This is a genomic window from Streptococcus atopicus (assembly GCF_049166725.1).
Lineage (GTDB): Bacteria > Bacillota > Bacilli > Lactobacillales > Streptococcaceae > Streptococcus > Streptococcus hominis.
Genome location: NZ_JBMHFC010000009.1, coordinates 16908 through 34880, shown reverse-complemented (window position 1 = coordinate 34880; position 17973 = coordinate 16908). Strand labels below are relative to the sequence as shown.

Sequence of the window (17973 nt, the reverse complement as noted above, 5' to 3'; positions counted from 1 at the left end):
TGAAACCATGCAAGAAGCTTTTGAGAAATTAAAAGGCGTTGATATTTTCTCGCTCAAGTCCTATATGGAGCCAACTGGGTTCGGTTCCTTTAACGGTGCATGGGTAATGATTAATGAAATCTTCGTCAATTTTTTCTTTTTCCTGCTCAATGCCATTGTCGGTTTCTTCTCTCTTCTAATTCGTATCTTAGAACAAGTAGATCTCTACTCCGCCTACAAGACCTATGTCTTTAACGGTGCAAGTTCTATCTGGGAGGGATTCACGGCTTCAACCACTAACGGAGTTGGAAAAGATTCCCTCATTTCAATGTCCCTACTTATTCTTGGGATTTATCTATTTTATCAATACTTCTTTTCTAAAGGGAGTTTCTCAAGAACGGTACTTCATGTCTGTTTAGTAATTCTCTTAGGATTTAGCTACTTTGGAACAATCGCAGGAACTTCAGGCGGACTTTATCTGCTTGATACCATCCACAATGTTTCAAAAGATGTCTCCTCAAAAATTTCCAAAATTGAAGTCAACTATGATAAAGATAAGTCTATCAAAATTGGCGATTCAATGGCTGATAGCTATATTGCTGAAACTTCCTATAAAGCCTATATCTTTGTGAACACTGGGCAAGAAAACGGCAAATACAGGAATAGTCAAGATGGAAAAGAAGAAGAATTTGATAATAGTAAAGTATTAGGTACTTCTGATTCAAACGGAAACTTTACGACAGTAAAAGCGAAAGAGCGCTCTGACTATCTAGATAAAATCGGAAATGGTGCTAATGAAGATGGCGAAAAGAATCGCTGGGTCTCTGCAATGCCTGACTTCATCTTTATTCGTATGTTTTATATCATCTTTAAAATTGTGGAAGCCATTGTTTTAGCTATCCCGGTTATATTGATTCAAATTCTAAATATACTCGCTCAAGTTCTAGTTCTCATGATGATTTTACTATTCCCAATTGCTCTTCTTGTTTCCTTTATTCCTCGTATGCAGGATTTGATTTTTGGAGTTCTTAAAGTCATGTTTTCAGGTTTAGCCTTTCCAGCGATTACTAGCCTCTTAACACTATTCATCTTTTACATTGAGCAATTAGTTGAAAACTTGATAACGTCTGGCTTTGATGGTGTTTTGAAGACTCTCCCTTCTCTTCTGCTTTTTGGGCTCGTCTTTAAACTCTTAGTTTCTGTTGCTTCTAAAGCTATGATCTTTTTCCTCCTTTGGAAATACAAGGCAGATATTATTCAGTTTATTCTTGGTTCTAAAGCTCGTATGGTAGCAAATGATATCGGAAACAAGGTCACGCAAACAGTTGGCCAAACAAAGGAATTAGCTTCACAAGTACCAACTAGAGCACTTTCGTCTGCTCAAGGATTAGGAAATTTTGTCCTTTCAAGCGCTGGATATGGAGCTGGTGCAGTCATGAATGCAAGGAGCCAATTCCAACAAGTTGGATCATTCTTTACTAGCAAGCAACCAGATGAGGAAGAGCCTTTACCACCCATAGAAACAGAGCAAGTACAAGAAGATGGGGCTAAATTATATCCTAGGGTTCAGCATAGCACGACACAACAAGAAGCAAAACCTTCATCTAACTTTGAACCAGTTTTACAACCAAACAATGAAAAAGTCAACCCAGAAGAAGAATTTGAAACTCTCAAGGAAGAATGGATTTCTCCTATCAAGCAATATCGTATCAATCGTATAGAGGCAAAACTAGAAGATTACAAAGATCCTCAATCCATGTTCAAAGCGCAAGGGTCAAACGCCTTTACTCGTGCATACAGAAAAACTATGACAAGGGATGATAAAATCAAGGCTAATATTGAACGCAGAAACAGACTAACCGAAAGACTAAACCAATTACGAGGAGAAGCAAATGAACACAAAAATTCGTTCTAGAACCTCATTCCCAAGAGTTCTAGAAGATACACTCTATCAAGCCTATCAAGAAGGAAAACGCTCAGTCGATTTCCTTCTTTTATTTCCAGTAAAGGATACTGAAAGAGAAATGATTATCTCCCAAGTAAAAGCCCATGCAATTGTCTTAGATGCTAAATGGCGCTTTGGAACAGTTCTCTTTACTGCCTACATTCGCTATTAAAAAGAGGAGGGTTTATGAAAAAAATCAAATGGTTTCTCATCTTTGGTCTCCTCCCTCTACTCATGCCGATTCTTGTTATTCTCATTCTTGCCTCTGCCATGGCTGGGGGATCCATTGGTGGAAATTCCAACAGTCAAAATGGGGTTACCTATTCTGAACACTGGTCAGACGGGGACGCCTATACACATAATCTATTAGTTCATCGTTACGGAATCACGGCTTCACAATTAGATGGATTCCTAAAAACTCTAGGAATCAACTATGATTCAAGTCGCATCAATGGGACAAAATTGCTAGAGTGGGAAGCCAAGTCAAATCTGGATGTTCGAGCGATACTTGCAATCGCATTGAATGAAAGTTCACTAGGAACTGCTGGGGTTGCGACAAATCCAGGAGCCAATATGTTTGGATATGGAGCTTTTGACTCCAATCCTGAAAACGCCAATAACTTTAATGATGAAGTTGCCGTAGTCGCTCTTACCCAACAAACTATCATTGGCAATAAAAACCAAACTTTCAAAATCCAAGATGACAAGGCAAAGAAGTTCGCTTCTGGTACTTTGAACACTGCCGTTGATGGAGGCGTCTACTTTACAGACACTTCTGGTTCAGGAAAAAGAAGAGCTGAAACCATGCAAAAGCTGGATACTTACATTGATGAAAACGGAGGAACCTCAAAAGCACCTAAACAAACTACAGGCAAAACAAGAGACGGTGGCGGTGTTACTTCAAGCGATATTCCAGAAGGCTATAGTCTTACCCAAGCTATTGATACTACTAACTATATTGCAAGCTCTTATCCATGGGGACAATGTACTTGGTTTGTCTATAACCGTGGAAAAGAAGTTGGTGTCAACTTTGACCCTTATATGGGGAATGGTAATCAATGGATGGAAAAACCAGGTTATACAACTACAAATACACCAACCGAACACTCTGCCTTATCCTTCTCATCGAGTCAAGCTGGCGCAGACCCAGTATATGGACACGTAGCCTTTGTGGAACAAGTCAAATCAGACGGTTCTATTTTAATCTCTGAAAGTAACTATAAGGGGCTTGGGATCATATCTTATAGAACTTTTGATGCAGAGACAGCAAAACAATTTACTTATGTAATTGGAAAATAGAAAGGAGAAAATATGTTAGTACAACTACCTGAAGAACAAACTCAAGAAATTCAGCAAATGATTGCAACTCTCTTGAAAAATGAAATCCATCACTTTAAAGAAGATATCGGGGCAGACAGTCCTTTTCTTAATAAAAAGCAAACTTGTAATTATCTGGGTGTATCTAATAACACTTTAGACATCTGGATTGCTATGGGACTCCCTTATATTAGAATTGGAAAATCAATTCGTTTTAACAAAGAAAGTATCAATCAATGGATGATAAGATTAGAAATTAGTGCATAAGGAGTCAACTGTGGCAATTAAGAAAACAAAAAATGGGACATATCATCTTAAATTATATATTCCATTAGAAGTACAAGGAAAACTGGGTATAGGGCAATATTTTGAGAAAAGATATAAGAGTAAACGAGAAGCAAAAGAGGCCGAAATCAAGTTTAACATCGATATAGAAAATGCTCGATTGGGAAGACAACCTATCTCTTCAAAGAATAAGGGAAGTATTTTGTTCAAAGAATTTTATCAAGAGGTCTGGTTAGAACCTTATAAGGCAGGACAAACAACAACAACTATAAAACCTCCTACTAAAGCAACCATTTTTCAAACAGAGAGTCTCTTTAGGTTACATATTTTACCAATACTAGGGAATTACTCACTAGAGCATTTAAACAATAATAAACAACTCGTTCTATCACTACTCACTCCTAAAGCAAATAGTTATGCTAATTTCAAAGTAATTAGGAGCTATGTAAACTCTGTTTTTGATTGGGCTGAAGAACTTGATTATATTTCTTCAAATAAGCTTCGAAAAACTATCAGTAGAATAAAAGCTAATAAAAAAATCCTCCTCAAAGAGAACAAACGAGAGGAGGATCTTTCTCTTGATGAGGAAGAATTAAAATTATGGTTACAAGCTTTTGATACTGATCTTGCAAAGGGTGATATTGATTTCAAGGATTATACGCTATTTTACACAACATTCCTCTTATCCGATCGTAAATCAGAAAGTTATGCACTACAGTGGAAACACATTGACTTTTCTACTGGAGAAATACTAATAGAGCAAGCATTAGACCGCTTTGGAAATGTAAAATCTACCAAGGGAAATAAAAGAACAATCTTTAAAGCTCCAGTCGAGCTACTAGAAATACTAAAAAAATGAAAAATTCAACAACAAGAAGAGTTAAAACTTTTTGGAATTCGACAAAGCCAAAAACAATTTGTATTTACATATAACGATAGAACAAATAATATTAATAAACCACTCCATACTGACTATCTCAACTATAGAATGAAATCAGTAAGAAAGAGACACCCTGAACTCTCTCCAGCATCTCCCCATAAACTAAGACATACAGGCGCCACATTAGCTAAACAAGCCGGTGTTTCACTAGAGGCTATTTCTGAAGCACTGACTCATAGTGATAAACAGATTACCAAAATGTATGTAAACACAGCTGATACTGTTAATCAGACAGTTGGTGAGATTGCTTTTAGAAACCTAAAATATGACTCAGGGAAATCTCAGGGAAATTTTAAGGGAAATTCCTGATTTTCAGATAAAAAAAGACATCCAAGAGTAAATTCTTGAATGTCTGTAAACGTTGATATAATCGTATTGATTAACGTTTTGAGAATTGTGATGCTTTACGAGCTTTCTTAAGACCTGGTTTCTTACGTTCTACCATACGGGCATCACGTGTAAGGAGACCAGCGCGTTTGAGTGAGTCGCGGAAGTCTGGGTCTACTTGGAGGAGGGCACGGGCGATACCGTGACGGATAGCTCCTGCTTGACCAGCGTAGCCACCACCGAGAACGTTTACGAGAACATCGTATTGACCAACAGTTGAAGTAACCGCGAATGGTTGGTTGATGACAAGGCGAAGATCCGCGTGTGGGATATATTCTTCAACATCTTTTTTGTTTACAGTAATTTTACCAGTTCCTGGAACAAGGCGAACGCGTGCAACAGCGTTTTTACGACGTCCAGTACCTGCATATTGTGCTTGTGACATAGCTTATTTGTTCCTTTCCTTAGATAAGTCCTGAAATATCAAGAACTTCTGGTTGTTGTGCAGCGTGCGTGTGTTCAGCGCCTACAAATACTTTCAATTTCATACCTTGAGCACGACCAAGAGTATTATGTGGAAGCATACCTTTAACTGATTTTTCGATCAAACGAACAGCGTTCTTAGAACGGAGTTCACCAGCAGTAATAGATTTCAATCCACCTGGGTACATTGAGTGAGTGTAGTAAACTTTATCAGTTGCCTTTTTACCAGTTAATTTTACTTTTTCAGCATTGATAACAATTACGAAGTCACCTGTATCAGTATGAGGTGTAAAAGTTGGTTTATTTTTTCCACGAAGTACGCTTGCTACAACAGCAGAAAGGCGTCCAAGAGGTACATCAGTAGCGTCTACTACATACCATTTACGTTCAACTTCACCTGGCTTAGCCATGTATGTTGTTTTGTTCATGATTTCTCCTATATGAATATCGTTTTTGTTTACAAGGCGGATGTTCCGGTCCGCAAGTTATTTGGAAGGTTCCGGGGCCTTACAAATGGGGTAAACAATACCGTTTACTATCATACCAAATTTTAGGGGTAAAAGTCAATATATTTGATAAATTATTTATGAAAGAACGGTTTCATTTCGCTTAATCTTGATTTTCATGGGCAATACTGAATAGTCCCAAAGTTCCAGGACCCGTGTGAGTGGAAATGACTGGTCCTAATGGTAAAATTAAAACTTCATTGACTTGCTCTGACATAAGAAGTTGCTCTTTTAAGACTTGAGCCACCTCTTGGCTGTCTGCTCCAGCATAAGCAATCACCACGCGTGGATCGGCAATATCCTCCAAGGTCATGCGCACCACTTCAGCATGGGCCTTTTTCTTTCCACGGACTTTAGCCACAGAATCCAGCCTTCCATCTCCCTTAACTGCAATTACTGGCTTAATATTGACTAAACTTCCCATAAGAGCTGCGGTCTTTGAAATTCGTCCGCCCCGCATGAGGTGATTTAAGTCATCTACTAGAAAATACGTTTTCACTTTTGGCACTAAAGATTTTATTAAGGCTACTACTTGTTCCAAACTTTGACCGACAGCTTTCGCTTCCACCGCTTTCATCACCAGAATACCTTCTCCCATAGACGCCGCCTTGGTATCAATAATCCGAATAACCGCTTCTGGAAAATCTTCTAAAACCATATCCCGTGCCATGACCGCACTCTGATAAGTTCCTGACAAGACTGAAGCAAACGCAATATAAAGAACGGGCATACCGATTTCAGCGTAACCACGAAATATATCTTCAAACTGACCAACATTGATTTGGCTTGTTGTTGGTTGACTGCCTGCTTCCATTTTAGAGAGGAGCTGCTCACTCGTTAGCTTCTTCTCTCCGACTGTTTCATAAGTTATTCCGTCCAACTGAATAGTCAAACCAAGGATTTGAACATCATTTTCCAAAGCCCAGCTTTCTGGAAGGTCTGCGGTTGAATCCGTTAAAATTTTAAAAGCCATCTTTCTTTTTCTCCATCATTTTCTGTAAATCGCGCAAGGTTGGATTGTCCATAGGACGCAAAGGTGGTTTTCCCATTTGAAGCTGTTGGCTCATTTGATTCAGATCCGACTTTGTAACAGCTACTCGCTTTTCTAGTTCACGAGCCGATACACGTAAAGCCCTTTGTGCGAAGACAGTCCATTGCTCATTTAAGTCGCTCGTTGCCACAGATACTTGATTTATAGGGGTGTTGAGTTCAGCTGCCAAACGCTCAATGTAATCGTCTGCTGTTTCTTCTTCCTCAGTGAACACAACCATAACATTGAATTCATCATAAGTCTGGCGAATTCCCGGCATATACTGAGCATCAAAAACACAGATAATTTCCAACTGTTCAAAACTGGCGTAATTACTGAGTCTATTGAGCAGAATAGTTCGTGCTGCATCTAATTCCCCTTTGTTAAAGAGAGAACAAGTCTCCTGCCAAAATGCTACCATATTGTAGCCATCTACTAATAAAATTTTCCGTTTCATAGGCGATTTCTAAATACTTCATACATGAGAATAGCCGCCGCCACACTAGCATTAAGGCTCTGCACATGTCCATTCATAGGAATGGTAATCATTTCATCAACTTGCTTTTTAATATTAGCAGAAATGCCCTTGCCTTCATTGCCGATAATCAGAGCCAGTTTACCTGCCGTATTCCACTTAGTCGAAGGGGTGCCATTCATATCTGTGCCAAAAATCCAAAAACCTGCATGTTTTAGTTTATCCAGAGCTTGGCTGAGATTGGTCACACGAGCAATGGGAATATGCTCCACCGCACCAGTAGAGGTCTTTGCGACGACCGGCGTAACACCAACCGCCCGATGCTTAGGAATAATGACGCCTGTAACATTTGTCGCGTCAGCTGTCCGCAGAATCGAGCCCAAATTATGTGGGTCTGTTAGACCATCTAAAATGAGCAGCAGAGGATTCTCTTCTCGCTCCGCCATTTTCAACATCGCTTCAAAGTCTGTATAGGCAAATTCTGAAACGCGCAAGACAAAACCTTGATGAACGGCACCGTCTGTCATTTCTTGCAGTGTTTTTTTGCTTGTCCAAGAAATAGAAACCTTTTTTTCTGCTGCCAAATCTTTCATCTTAGCAACATTTTTCCCACGTAGGTCATCTTGAATATAGAGTTTATTCCCAGTATTGGCCATGAGAGCTTCCGTCACAGCATGTACACCGTAGACAATATCGTTATTTTCCATAACTTTAGTATAACATAAATTTTAAAATGCTTCTTCTTATTTATAAATCACCTTATAGTTAACTTCTATAAAAAAACGCAGGAGTCTTACATAAAACAAGGCATCCTGCATTTTCTTATTAATTTATTCTAGAGGCGTTGTAAATTAGTAAACTGTCTTTTCTGTTTCTGGATCAAAGAAGTGTGCTTTGTTCAAGTCAAAGCCAAGGTCAATACCTGCTCCAGCTTTGAGGTAATCACGAGCATCTACTTTAGCAATAAATTCATTGTCTGCAACTTGGCAATACAAGTGGGATTCAGAGCCAAGCAATTCAGATACAGAGATTTTAGCATGAACTACTGAATCTGGGAATGTTTCAAGGAAAGCACCTTCTGTATTGATGTCTTCTGGACGAATACCAAAGATGAGTTTCTTGCCTTCATAGCCTTTTTCACGAAGTACCTTCAAGGCACCTTCTGGTACTTTCAAAGAAAGGTCTTGTGCAACGATTTCATTACCTTTCAAGGTAACATTGATGAAGTTCATAGCTGGGCTTCCGATGAAGCCTGCGACAAATTTATTGACTGGATTTTTGTAAACTTCTTGTGGGGTACCGATTTGTTCTACACGTCCGATTGTACCTGTACCTGAAGGGTTTTTCGTTGCAGACATGATAACGATACGGTCAGCCAAGGTCATCGCTTCTGTTTGGTCGTGAGTAACATAGATAGTTGTTGCTCCGATACGACGGTGAATTTTAGCGATTTCTGCACGCATGGATACCCGCAATTTCGCATCCAAGTTAGAAAGTGGTTCGTCCATAAGGAATACCTTTGCATCACGGACAATGGCACGTCCCATGGCTACACGTTGACGTTGACCACCTGAAAGGTCAGCTGGTTTACGATCCAAGAATTCTTTCAAACCAAGAATGTCCGCTGCTTCATTTACACGTTTTTCAATATCATCCTTGCTGTATTTACGAAGTTTCAAACCAAAAGCCATATTGTCATGCACGGTCATGTGTGGATACAAAGCATAGTTCTGGAAAACCATAGCAATATCACGGTCTTTTGGTGCCACATCGTTCACCACGCGTCCGTCAATTGAACATTCACCTTCTGTGATGTCTTCAAGACCAGCAATCATACGAAGCGTAGTAGATTTCCCACATCCTGAAGGACCTACGAAAACGATAAATTCTTTATCTTTAATATTCAAGTTGAAATCCTCTACAGAGTAGTGTTCGCTGTTTGGATATTTTTTGTAAATGTTTTTTAAATTTAATTCTACCATAAGATGGAACTCCTTTGTTATTATGATTTTATTATATATGAAAACGCTTCATTATCCTATGGCAAAGTGAACAAAATAAAAAAAATGTTTTGTGCAGGGTGCACAAAACATTACACTAAATCATTGATGACAATTTGGTAACACAAAGTCAAATCTGTCAGGTCTTTTAGCTGTAAGCCCGTCAATTCTTCCCATTTATCGATGTGATACTGTAAAGTATTCCGATGAATATACAACTGTTGGGCAGCTTTTGTCACAACTGCCGTGTTTTCCCACAAAGCTGCAATAATATCAACGAGCTGATCTTGACTTTCAATCAATTGATGAAGTTTTTTCGTTAAAATTGGCAATATGAAATCCTTTTGACCAATCCCCCACAAAAAGAGTTGAGAAAAAGAATGCACATTGGAATGTTGAACCTGCTCCCACCATTTGACGAAAAGAGCATGTTCCGCTTGAAAAAGTTCTGAATAACTTTCTTCAAAAATTAGAGGCCAAATTTGCCCGATTTTAATCGTCAGAGTTAAGCTAAAGTCATATTCGATAGCCGATAAAGTATCACGAAGCACATCTTTTACAGGAACTAACCGCGTTTGATCCAGCACAAAGATGTAATCCTGAGAGGATAGCTGAAAATCTGCTATTCTATTGGGCAGTATGGTTCGCATCATTTCCAACCAAGACCCAATCGTTTCATTTTCATAATGGAATAAATGACAATGAACGAACTGTATCTTTTGAACATTTTGTGGCATTTTACCACGATTATGAACCAAATAATCATACCAAGGTCCACCATCAAATGCAGACTCTTTCTCAAGCAGTAAAGAAATAAGCTCTTGCTCTCGCTTTGTCAAACTGCTCTTCTTAAATAACAACCATTGATTACTTGAAATGGGAATTGCCACTTCATTTTCGTTTGCATTTGGATTGGATTGAAGCCTCCCTTGAGGGAACCATTTTAAAAAATCAGTTTTTATCATGCTGTGCGCCCTCCACTCTCACAATACACCAATCAATCAGCTCTTCTAAACGCTTGATTTGATCGGTCATGTGTAAATATCCCAGAACGGCTTCAAAACCTGTCGACATGCGATAGGTCACAATATCAGCATTTTTAGCTTTTGTATGGCTATTGGCATTGCGTCCACGCTTGTAAATATCTTCTTCCTTTTCGGTCAGAATTTTTTCTTCCAACATTTGAGAAATGAGGTTAGCTTGCGCGCGAGCTGACACATACTTAGTTGCTTCTCTGTGTAGCTGGTTCGGCTTGGTTAATCCTTGAAAAATCAAGTGACGGCGGACATAAGTTGAGTAGATAGCATCGCCTTCAAAAGCCAAGGCAATACCATTTATGAGATTGACATCAATCACGCATCCACCTCACTCCGTCCTTGGTATCTAAAAGCTTAATCCCTTTAGCTGCCAATTCATCACGGATTTTATCAGCTGTTGCAAAGTCCTTGGCAACACGCGCAGCTTGGCGCTGCTCAATCAAGGCTTCAATATCCGCATCCAGTACTTCTGCTGTAAAGACAATACCAAAAACTTGCAGAAGCTCAGCAAAAGCGCTTTTCACCTCTTGATTGTAGTGACCGGAATTAATCCACTTAGCTAGTTCGAAAACGACTGTAATGCCATTTGCTGCATTGAAATCTTCATCCATAGCAGTGGTGAATTTATCCAGAAAAACCTGCAAGTCTGTCAGATCGACTGTTCCCGTAAAGGGTTGCTCGTAAGTATTTTTCAGATATTTCAGATTTACTTCCGCATCGTGAACGGCTTTTTCTGTAAAATTGATAGGCTTGCGGTAGTGCTGAGTCGCAAAAAAGAAACGCAAGACTTGTCCGTCAATGGTTTTAAGGGCATCGTGGACGGTAATGAAGTTACCCAGAGACTTAGACATCTTGACATCATCAACATTGACAAAGCCATTGTGCATCCAGTAGTTGGCAAAAGTCTTTCCAGTTTTAGCCTCTGATTGAGCGATTTCATTAGTATGGTGCGGAAATTCTAAATCAGCTCCACCGCCATGAATATCAATCGTATCTCCCAGAATTTCTGTCGCCATGACGGAACATTCGATATGCCAGCCTGGACGACCGGGTCCCCAAGGGCTATCCCAGAAGATTTCACCGGGCTTAGCAGCCTTCCAAAGAGCAAAGTCAACAGGATTTTCCTTGCGGGCCGTTTCTTTATCTGTCCGACCAGAAGCTCCAAGCTCTAAGTCTGCTAGGGTTTTATTGGCTAACTTAGCGTAATTAGGGGACTTTTCAACCCGAAAGTAAACATCCCCTTCTGACTCATAGGCAAATCCTTTGTCCACCAAGACTTGTACAAAATCAATGATGTCCGTCATATAATCCACTACGCGCGGGTGCCGGGTCGCTGGTTGAACCCCCAGCGCCGTCACATCTTCCCGAAAAGCAGCAATGTACTTGTCTGCCACTTCCTGAGGTGTGATCCCCTCTTCTTTAGCTCGATTGATAATTTTATCATCCACATCGGTGAAATTGGATATATAGTTGACTTCAAAGCCTTGATACTCAAAATAACGGCGAATCGTATCAAAAGCTACTGTTGAGCGAGCATTGCCGACATGGATATAGTTATAAACGGTCGGCCCGCAGACATACATGCGGATCTTGCCCTCCTCAATGGGCACAAATTCACGTAGGCTGCGAGTCATAGTATCATAGATTTTGATCATATTTTACGATACTGAGAGTGACTGGAAAGTAGATAAAATCAACTGCAGAAGCAGTCATCTAGTGTCAAACTTTCTGTTTCTACTCAGTTCCTTTCTAGTTCCTTTGCTATTGTCAAAGCGATCGTGAAAAAAGTCATGGCATCAGCCGTCCGCTCTTCACGGCGGGCATCCCAGATTTTATTGTGGTGATCCACATAATCTGCTGTATAGAAGAACTGATAAACCTGAGCTTTACGAAATTGACTCCAAGCCATAATAGCAGAAGCTTCCATATCTACTACTTGGGCTCCCGCTGTTAGACGGCGTTTAACTTTATCAGGTGTTTCCCGATAAAAAGCATCTGTCGTCCAAGACTTGGTTCGGATATGCTCGATATCGTGCTTACCAAAGATAGCTTCCAGCTCAACCAACAGGGATTCGTCATAGGCGATTTCATCACCCGGCGGGGCATAGTGATAGCTAGTCCCTTCATCTCGCAAAGCAGCAGCAGGCAAGATAATCTTGTCCGCCTCAATCAAGCGATCCAAAACGCCACAGGAACCTAAAATGACGAAATTCTTGAAACCTCTAGCTGCCAACTCCTCTAGCTGACCGACTACCATCGGAGCTCCAATAAGTGCCGTCATGACCGCCACTCGATTTCCATCACATTTATATATATACCAAGGAAATTGACCGTTAAGATTTTTTAAATAGCCTCCCAGATAGACTTCTTCTGATTCAATCAAGCCTTGCAAAATTTCCCCGTTAAAGGACAAGATGATAGTTTTACAAACCTCTCCCTTATCAATAATCTGCCTATCTGTTGGTTCGATAACCCCAACTACATCTTCAAATTCTTCTAATAGCACGCTATATACACCTTCTTTTGAGCCTACATTCAACCATCTCTCACTACAATTTAGATGAGTAATAACTTTCTTCGCGGATTTCTTCTAGATTCTTGATTGTTGGAGCATCTTTTTGCCCGTGAACTCGGACAATTTTAGCTGGAATCCCAACAACAGTCACATCACTTGGCACGTCTGCTACCACAACCGCACCCGCTCCGACTTTGGCATTTTCACCAATTTCAATCGGACCAATTAGCTGCGCATGAGCTGAAATAAGCGCACCTTGACGAACCGTCGGATGACGTTTCCCACAATCTTTCCCTGTTCCTCCAAGAGTGACACCATGATAGAGCATCACTCCTTTTTCTACAATGGCCGTCTCTCCAATCACTAAACCACTCCCGTGGTCAATAAAGACACCTGAAGCAATCTGTGCCCCCGGATGAATCTCAATCTGAGTCCAAAATCGCCAAAATTGGCTATGCATCCGAGCTAAAAGTTTACATCCATGATTCCACAGAAAGTGAGAAAGTCGGTGAGCAGCCAAAGCCTTAATCCCAGGATAAGTCAACAGCACCTCAAGTGAGGAGCGAGCTGCCGGATCATTTTCTTTTACAATACCTATCGTCTCTTTCCACCAACCCATGATGACTCCTTTCTAGCTTTAGACTGAAGGCAAACACTTAGCAACCTCTCTAGTCTTGCGCCCTTTCTTCTTGAACAGCTTTGTGCTCTTTATGTGTTTTATGATGATGTTTTTTTGCTTTCTCTTCTTTAGGAGTACGTGGTAGAAGAGCTTTCATAGAAGCGTCCACACGACCTTTTTCATCAATCTTAATAACTTTGACATCTACTTCATCACCAAGTTGCACCAAATCTTCAACCTTATTGGTACGCGTCCAAGCCATTTCAGAGATGTGCACCAAGGCGTCTGTCTTGTCAAAGAGATTGACAAAAGCACCGAATTTCTCAATCCGAACAACTTTTGCATGATACACTTCATCTACTTTTGCTTCACGCACAAGCGCTGTAATGATTTCTTTGGCACGGTTAATCGCATCTTGATCGCTAGAGTAAATAGAAACATTTCCTTCTTCGTCAATATCAATCTTGACACCTGTTTCTGCGATAATCTTGTCAATCGTTTCACCGCCTTTACCGATGACAATCTTAATTTTATCAACATCAATCTTGATTGTATCGATTTTTGGAGCGGTTGGAGCGAGTTCTGGACGAGGAGCTGGAATTGTACGCTCAATCAAATCCAAAATTTCAAAACGAGCTTTTTTCGCCTGTGCAAGCGCTTCTTGCAGGATTTCAGCGGTAATTCCTTCAATCTTGATATCCATTTGAAGAGCAGTAATCCCTTCACGTGTACCAGCCACCTTGAAATCCATGTCTCCAAAATGATCTTCCAGGCCTTGAATATCTGTTAAAATTGTATAATTGCTGCCATCAGAAATGAGCCCCATAGCAATTCCGGCTACTGGTGCCTTAATTGGTACCCCACCAGCCATAAGCGCCAGCGTCCCAGCACAAATTGAGGCCTGTGAAGAGGAACCATTTGATTCGAGGACTTCTGCTACCAAGCGGATAGCATAAGGAAACTCTTCCAAACTTGGTAATACTTGCGCAAGTGCACGTTCGCCAAGGGCTCCATGACCGATTTCACGACGACCTGGTGCACCATAACGACCAGTTTCTCCTACGGAGTATTGTGGGAAGTTGTAGTGGTGCATAAAGCGTTTCTTATATTCTGGATCCAAACCGTCAACGATTTGCGTCTCTCCCATTGGCGCAAGCGTTAAAACTGACAAAGCTTGAGTTTGACCGCGAGTAAAGAGACCAGATCCATGCACACGTGGTAGGTAGTCAATTTCAGCATCCAATGGACGAATTTCATCTACCTTACGACCATCCGGACGAACTTTATCCTCGGTAATCAAGCGACGTACTTCTGCATGCTCCATTTGCTCTAAAATTTCAGCTACATCACGCATGATACGGTCAAATTCTTCATGGTCAGCATATTTTTCTTCGTAAAGGGCTATAACTTCGTCTTTAACAGCTTGAGTTGCGGCTTCACGCGCTAATTTTTCTTCTACCTGAACGGCTTTTTGAAGGTCAGCATTATAGCCTGCTACAATTTCTGTTTGCAATTCTTCATCCACATGAAGAAGCTCAACCTCTGCTTTTTCTTTTCCGACTGCTGCCACGATTTCTTCTTGGAAAGCAATCAATTCCTTAACTGCTTCGTGACCTTTCAGAAGGGCTTCCAGCATCACTTCTTCTGATAATTCTTTGGCACCAGATTCCACCATATTAATCGCTTCTTTAGTTCCTGCAACGGTTAATTCCAATAACGAAGCTTCTTTTTGTTCTTGACTTGGATTGATAACCAATTCTCCATTGACATAGCCGACCTGCACGCCAGCAATTGGACCGTTAAAAGGAATATCTGAGATTGATAACGCGAGAGATGAACCAAACATAGCTGCCATAGGTGCTGAAGCATCCGCATCATAAGAAAGAACGGTATTGATAACCTGCACTTCATTGCGGAAACCTTCCGCAAACATGGGACGAATGGGACGGTCAATCAAGCGAGCTGTCAAAGTCGCGTCCGTCGAAGGGCGTCCTTCGCGCTTGTTAAATCCACCAGGGTATTTCCCAGCTGCATACATCTTTTCTTCATAATTGACTTGAAGTGGGAAAAAATCACCAGTCGCCATTTTCTTTGACATGACGGCTGCTGTCAAAACAGTGCTTTCACCATAGCGCACCACTACGCTGCCGTTTGCCTGTTTTGCCACTTGACCTGTTTCAACTACCAAGTCTTTACCAGCAAAAGTAGTTTTAAATACTTGCTTTGTCATATATATTCCTCGTTGAGCTTATGCTCAATTTCTAATTTTTTTATACGTCTTGCCTACAAAGATCAAGATATAAAGCATTAAAATTGATTGGTACTGAGTACCTAATCAGTTTACGCTAATCGCTAAATGCCTTGCTAAGTCAAAGCTTCTTGCCGAATAGTATTGATTTAACAAGTTCCTGTCGCAAATCTCGTTAAACGCTCACAATGTTCATCTGCTGTACTTTTGAAATAAACAAGGATTGTCTCCAATAAGCCTTTAAATCCTCATCTTTGTATCAAGCACGTATAAACCTTATTTTATCATATTTTCAACTAAAAGAAAAAGCCTTAAAACAGCTTTTTACCAAGAAATTTTGAGAATTTAGCGATAATTTTTGAAATGCTGTCTATTTATTGCGTTTTTCTGCTATACTAGAAGAAAGTTAATGACAAGGAGAAATAGATTTATGGTTGAACAAAAACAACGTTCTGAATTTCCAGAAAATGAACTGTGGGACTTAACAGCCCTCTATCAAGACCGAGAGGATTTCTTGCGTGCGATTGAAAAAACGCGCGAGGATATCAATCAGTTCACACGTGATTATAAGGACAACCTTCATACTTTCGAGGATTTTGAAAAAGCCTTCGCTGAGTTGGAGCAAATCTACATTCAAAGAAGCCATATTGGCAACTACAGCTTTATGCCGCAAACAACGGATTACGGTGATGAAAGCTTTGCACAGATTGCGCAAGCTGGTACAGATTTTGAAACAGAAGCCAGCGTTGCGCTTAGCTTCTTTGACGCAGCTTTGGTAAATGCCGATGAAAAAGTACTCGACCGTCTCGGACAACTACCGCATTTGACTGCTGCAATTCGTCAAGCAAAAATTCAAAAAGCTCACTATTTAGGTGCTGATGTCGAAAAGGCTCTGACAAATCTTAGTGAAGTTTTTTACAGCCCACAAGACATTTACACCAAAATGAGGGCAGGTGATTTTGCCATGGAAGATTTTGAAGTAGACGGAAAAGTTTATAAGAATAGCTTTATCAGCTACGAAAATTTCTACCAAAATCACGAAAATGCTCAAGTCCGTGAAAAGTCTTTCCGTTCTTTCTCAGCTGGACTTCGTAAACATCAGCATACCGCTGCTGCAGCTTATCTGGCTCAAGTAAAATCTGAAAAACTGATTGCTGATATGCGGGGATATGACTCTGTCTTTGACTATCTTTTGGCTGAGCAAGAGGTAGACCGTTCTATGTTTGACCGGCAGATTGACCTCATCATGACTGAATTTGCACCTGTTGCACAAAAGTTCCTCAAACACGTTGCTAAAATCAACGGTCTTGAAAAAATGACCTTTGCAGATTGGAAATTAGACTTGGACAGCGCACTCAATCCTGATGTCACTATTGATGACGCTTACGAACTAGTGATGAAGTCTGTTGCTCCGCTTGGAGAAGAATACACGCGCGAAATTGCCAATTATCAAAAAGAACGTTGGGTGGATTTTGCAGCTAATGCCGGTAAGGACTCCGGTGGTTATGCGACCGACCCTTATCGTGTGCACCCTTATGTGCTCATGAGTTGGACGGGTCGTATGAGTGATGTATATACTCTGATTCATGAAATTGGTCACTCTGGGCAATTTATCTTCTCTGACAACAGCCAAAGCTACTTTAACACCCACATGTCAACTTATTATGTAGAAGCTCCTTCTACTTTTAATGAGCTGCTGCTTAGCGACTATTTAGAGCATCAATTTGACAATCCACGCCAAAAACGTTTTGCTCTTGCGCATCGCTTAACTGACACCTACTTCCATAACTTCATCACTCACCTCCTAGAAGCCGCTTTCCAACGTCGGGTTTACAATCTGATTGAAGCAGGCGAAACCTTTGGTGCCAATAAGCTCAATAGCATTATGAAAGAGGTTCTGACCGAATTCTGGGGTGATGCGGTGGAAATTGATGACGATGCTGCACTCACTTGGATGCGGCAAAGTCATTATTACATGGGACTATATAGTTATACCTATTCCGCAGGTCTCGTCATCTCGACTGCTGGCTATCTCCATTTGAAAAATAATGAAAATGGTGCTCGCGATTGGCTCAACTTCCTCAAATCTGGCGGAAGCAAAACGCCTCTTGAATCAGCTCGCATCATTGGTGCGGATATCTCTACTGATAAACCACTCCGTGATACCATTCAATTCTTGTCAGACACAGTTGATCAGATTATTGAATACAGTAAAGAATTGGAAGAATAACAGAAACTACTCAAAAATCCGCTTAGAAATTCTAAGT

The 17973-nt window shown here is 40.5% G+C and carries 17 protein-coding genes and 1 pseudogene; 6 read left to right on the top strand and 12 right to left on the bottom strand.

Annotated elements, in window-relative coordinates; all coding sequences use genetic code 11:
* Positions 1–7 precede the first annotated feature (7 nt).
* The 5 genes and pseudogenes from ACOMA9_RS06895 to ACOMA9_RS06875 all read left to right on the top strand — a co-directional run bounded on the left by ACOMA9_RS06895 (position 8) and on the right by ACOMA9_RS06875 (position 4775).
* Complete coding sequence (locus ACOMA9_RS06895) at positions 8–1894, top strand: conjugal transfer protein (RefSeq protein ID WP_421425005.1); 1887 nt, start codon at positions 8–10, stop codon at positions 1892–1894.
* On the top strand, positions 1872–2096 hold the full coding sequence (locus ACOMA9_RS06890; RefSeq protein WP_045593937.1) for a hypothetical protein: 225 nt from the start codon (positions 1872–1874) through the stop codon (positions 2094–2096). Before ACOMA9_RS06895 ends, ACOMA9_RS06890 begins: the two co-directional genes overlap by 23 nt.
* Positions 2097–2110: 14 nt before the next feature.
* The gene (locus ACOMA9_RS06885; RefSeq protein WP_421425003.1) at positions 2111–3223 is read left to right on the top strand and encodes a CHAP domain-containing protein; all 1113 of its coding nucleotides are present in this window, start codon (positions 2111–2113) and stop codon (positions 3221–3223) included.
* 12 nt (positions 3224–3235) lie between these two features.
* Entirely contained in the window at positions 3236–3508 is a 273-nt protein-coding gene (locus tag ACOMA9_RS06880) for an excisionase family DNA-binding protein (protein ID WP_421425001.1), read from the top strand.
* A gap of 10 nt (positions 3509–3518) precedes the next feature.
* Positions 3519–4775: pseudogene (locus ACOMA9_RS06875) on the top strand (tyrosine-type recombinase/integrase).
* 70 nt (positions 4776–4845) lie between these two features.
* Here the strand turns inward: ACOMA9_RS06875 and rpsI are convergent.
* The 12 genes from rpsI to pnp form a co-directional block, all read right to left on the bottom strand.
* On the bottom strand, positions 4846–5238 hold the full coding sequence (rpsI, locus tag ACOMA9_RS06870; protein WP_003035124.1) for a 30S ribosomal protein S9: 393 nt from the start codon (positions 5236–5238) through the stop codon (positions 4846–4848).
* A gap of 19 nt (positions 5239–5257) precedes the next feature.
* On the bottom strand, positions 5258–5704 hold the full coding sequence (rplM, locus tag ACOMA9_RS06865; protein ID WP_003026230.1) for a 50S ribosomal protein L13: 447 nt from the start codon (positions 5702–5704) through the stop codon (positions 5258–5260).
* A gap of 181 nt (positions 5705–5885) precedes the next feature.
* Complete coding sequence (locus ACOMA9_RS06860) at positions 5886–6755, bottom strand: DegV family protein (RefSeq protein ID WP_330945379.1); 870 nt, start codon at positions 6753–6755, stop codon at positions 5886–5888.
* Positions 6745–7269 carry an NYN domain-containing protein gene (locus ACOMA9_RS06855; RefSeq protein WP_421424999.1) on the bottom strand — a complete coding sequence of 175 codons (525 nt, stop codon included), beginning with the start codon at positions 7267–7269 and terminating at the stop codon, positions 6745–6747. The genes ACOMA9_RS06860 and ACOMA9_RS06855 overlap by 11 nt, the downstream gene beginning before the upstream one ends.
* On the bottom strand, positions 7266–7994 hold the full coding sequence (gene rlmB, locus ACOMA9_RS06850) for a 23S rRNA (guanosine(2251)-2'-O)-methyltransferase RlmB (RefSeq protein ID WP_022525159.1): 729 nt from the start codon (positions 7992–7994) through the stop codon (positions 7266–7268). The genes ACOMA9_RS06855 and rlmB overlap by 4 nt, the downstream gene beginning before the upstream one ends.
* Positions 7995–8138: 144 nt before the next feature.
* Complete coding sequence (locus tag ACOMA9_RS06845) at positions 8139–9269, bottom strand: ABC transporter ATP-binding protein (RefSeq protein WP_247906174.1); 1131 nt, start codon at positions 9267–9269, stop codon at positions 8139–8141.
* A 110-nt stretch (positions 9270–9379) separates the two neighbouring features.
* Positions 9380–10252: a helix-turn-helix domain-containing protein gene (locus tag ACOMA9_RS06840; RefSeq protein ID WP_330945377.1), complete on the bottom strand. Its 873-nt coding sequence runs from the start codon at positions 10250–10252 to the stop codon at positions 9380–9382.
* Positions 10239–10643 (bottom strand): Mini-ribonuclease 3, encoded by a 405-nt coding sequence (locus ACOMA9_RS06835; RefSeq protein ID WP_049514571.1) that lies wholly within the window; start codon positions 10641–10643, stop codon positions 10239–10241. Before ACOMA9_RS06835 ends, ACOMA9_RS06840 begins: the two co-directional genes overlap by 14 nt.
* On the bottom strand, positions 10636–11979 hold the full coding sequence (gene cysS / locus ACOMA9_RS06830) for a cysteine--tRNA ligase (protein ID WP_330945376.1): 1344 nt from the start codon (positions 11977–11979) through the stop codon (positions 10636–10638). Before cysS ends, ACOMA9_RS06835 begins: the two co-directional genes overlap by 8 nt.
* Before the next feature lie 83 nt (positions 11980–12062).
* Entirely contained in the window at positions 12063–12830 is a 768-nt protein-coding gene (locus ACOMA9_RS06825; protein ID WP_049533180.1) for a nucleoside phosphorylase, read from the bottom strand.
* A 43-nt stretch (positions 12831–12873) separates the two neighbouring features.
* The gene (gene cysE, locus ACOMA9_RS06820; protein WP_049533181.1) at positions 12874–13458 is read right to left on the bottom strand and encodes a serine O-acetyltransferase; all 585 of its coding nucleotides are present in this window, start codon (positions 13456–13458) and stop codon (positions 12874–12876) included.
* A 49-nt stretch (positions 13459–13507) separates the two neighbouring features.
* A complete protein-coding gene (pnp, locus tag ACOMA9_RS06815) occupies positions 13508–15688 on the bottom strand; it encodes a polyribonucleotide nucleotidyltransferase (protein WP_421424996.1) in 2181 nt (726 codons plus the stop codon).
* Between the two features lie 448 nt (positions 15689–16136).
* Between pnp and pepF the strand changes: the two genes are divergently transcribed.
* Positions 16137–17936, top strand: coding sequence for an oligoendopeptidase F (gene pepF, locus ACOMA9_RS06810; RefSeq protein WP_421424993.1), 1800 nt, complete (start codon positions 16137–16139; stop codon positions 17934–17936).
* Positions 17937–17973: the final 37 nt, after the last annotated feature.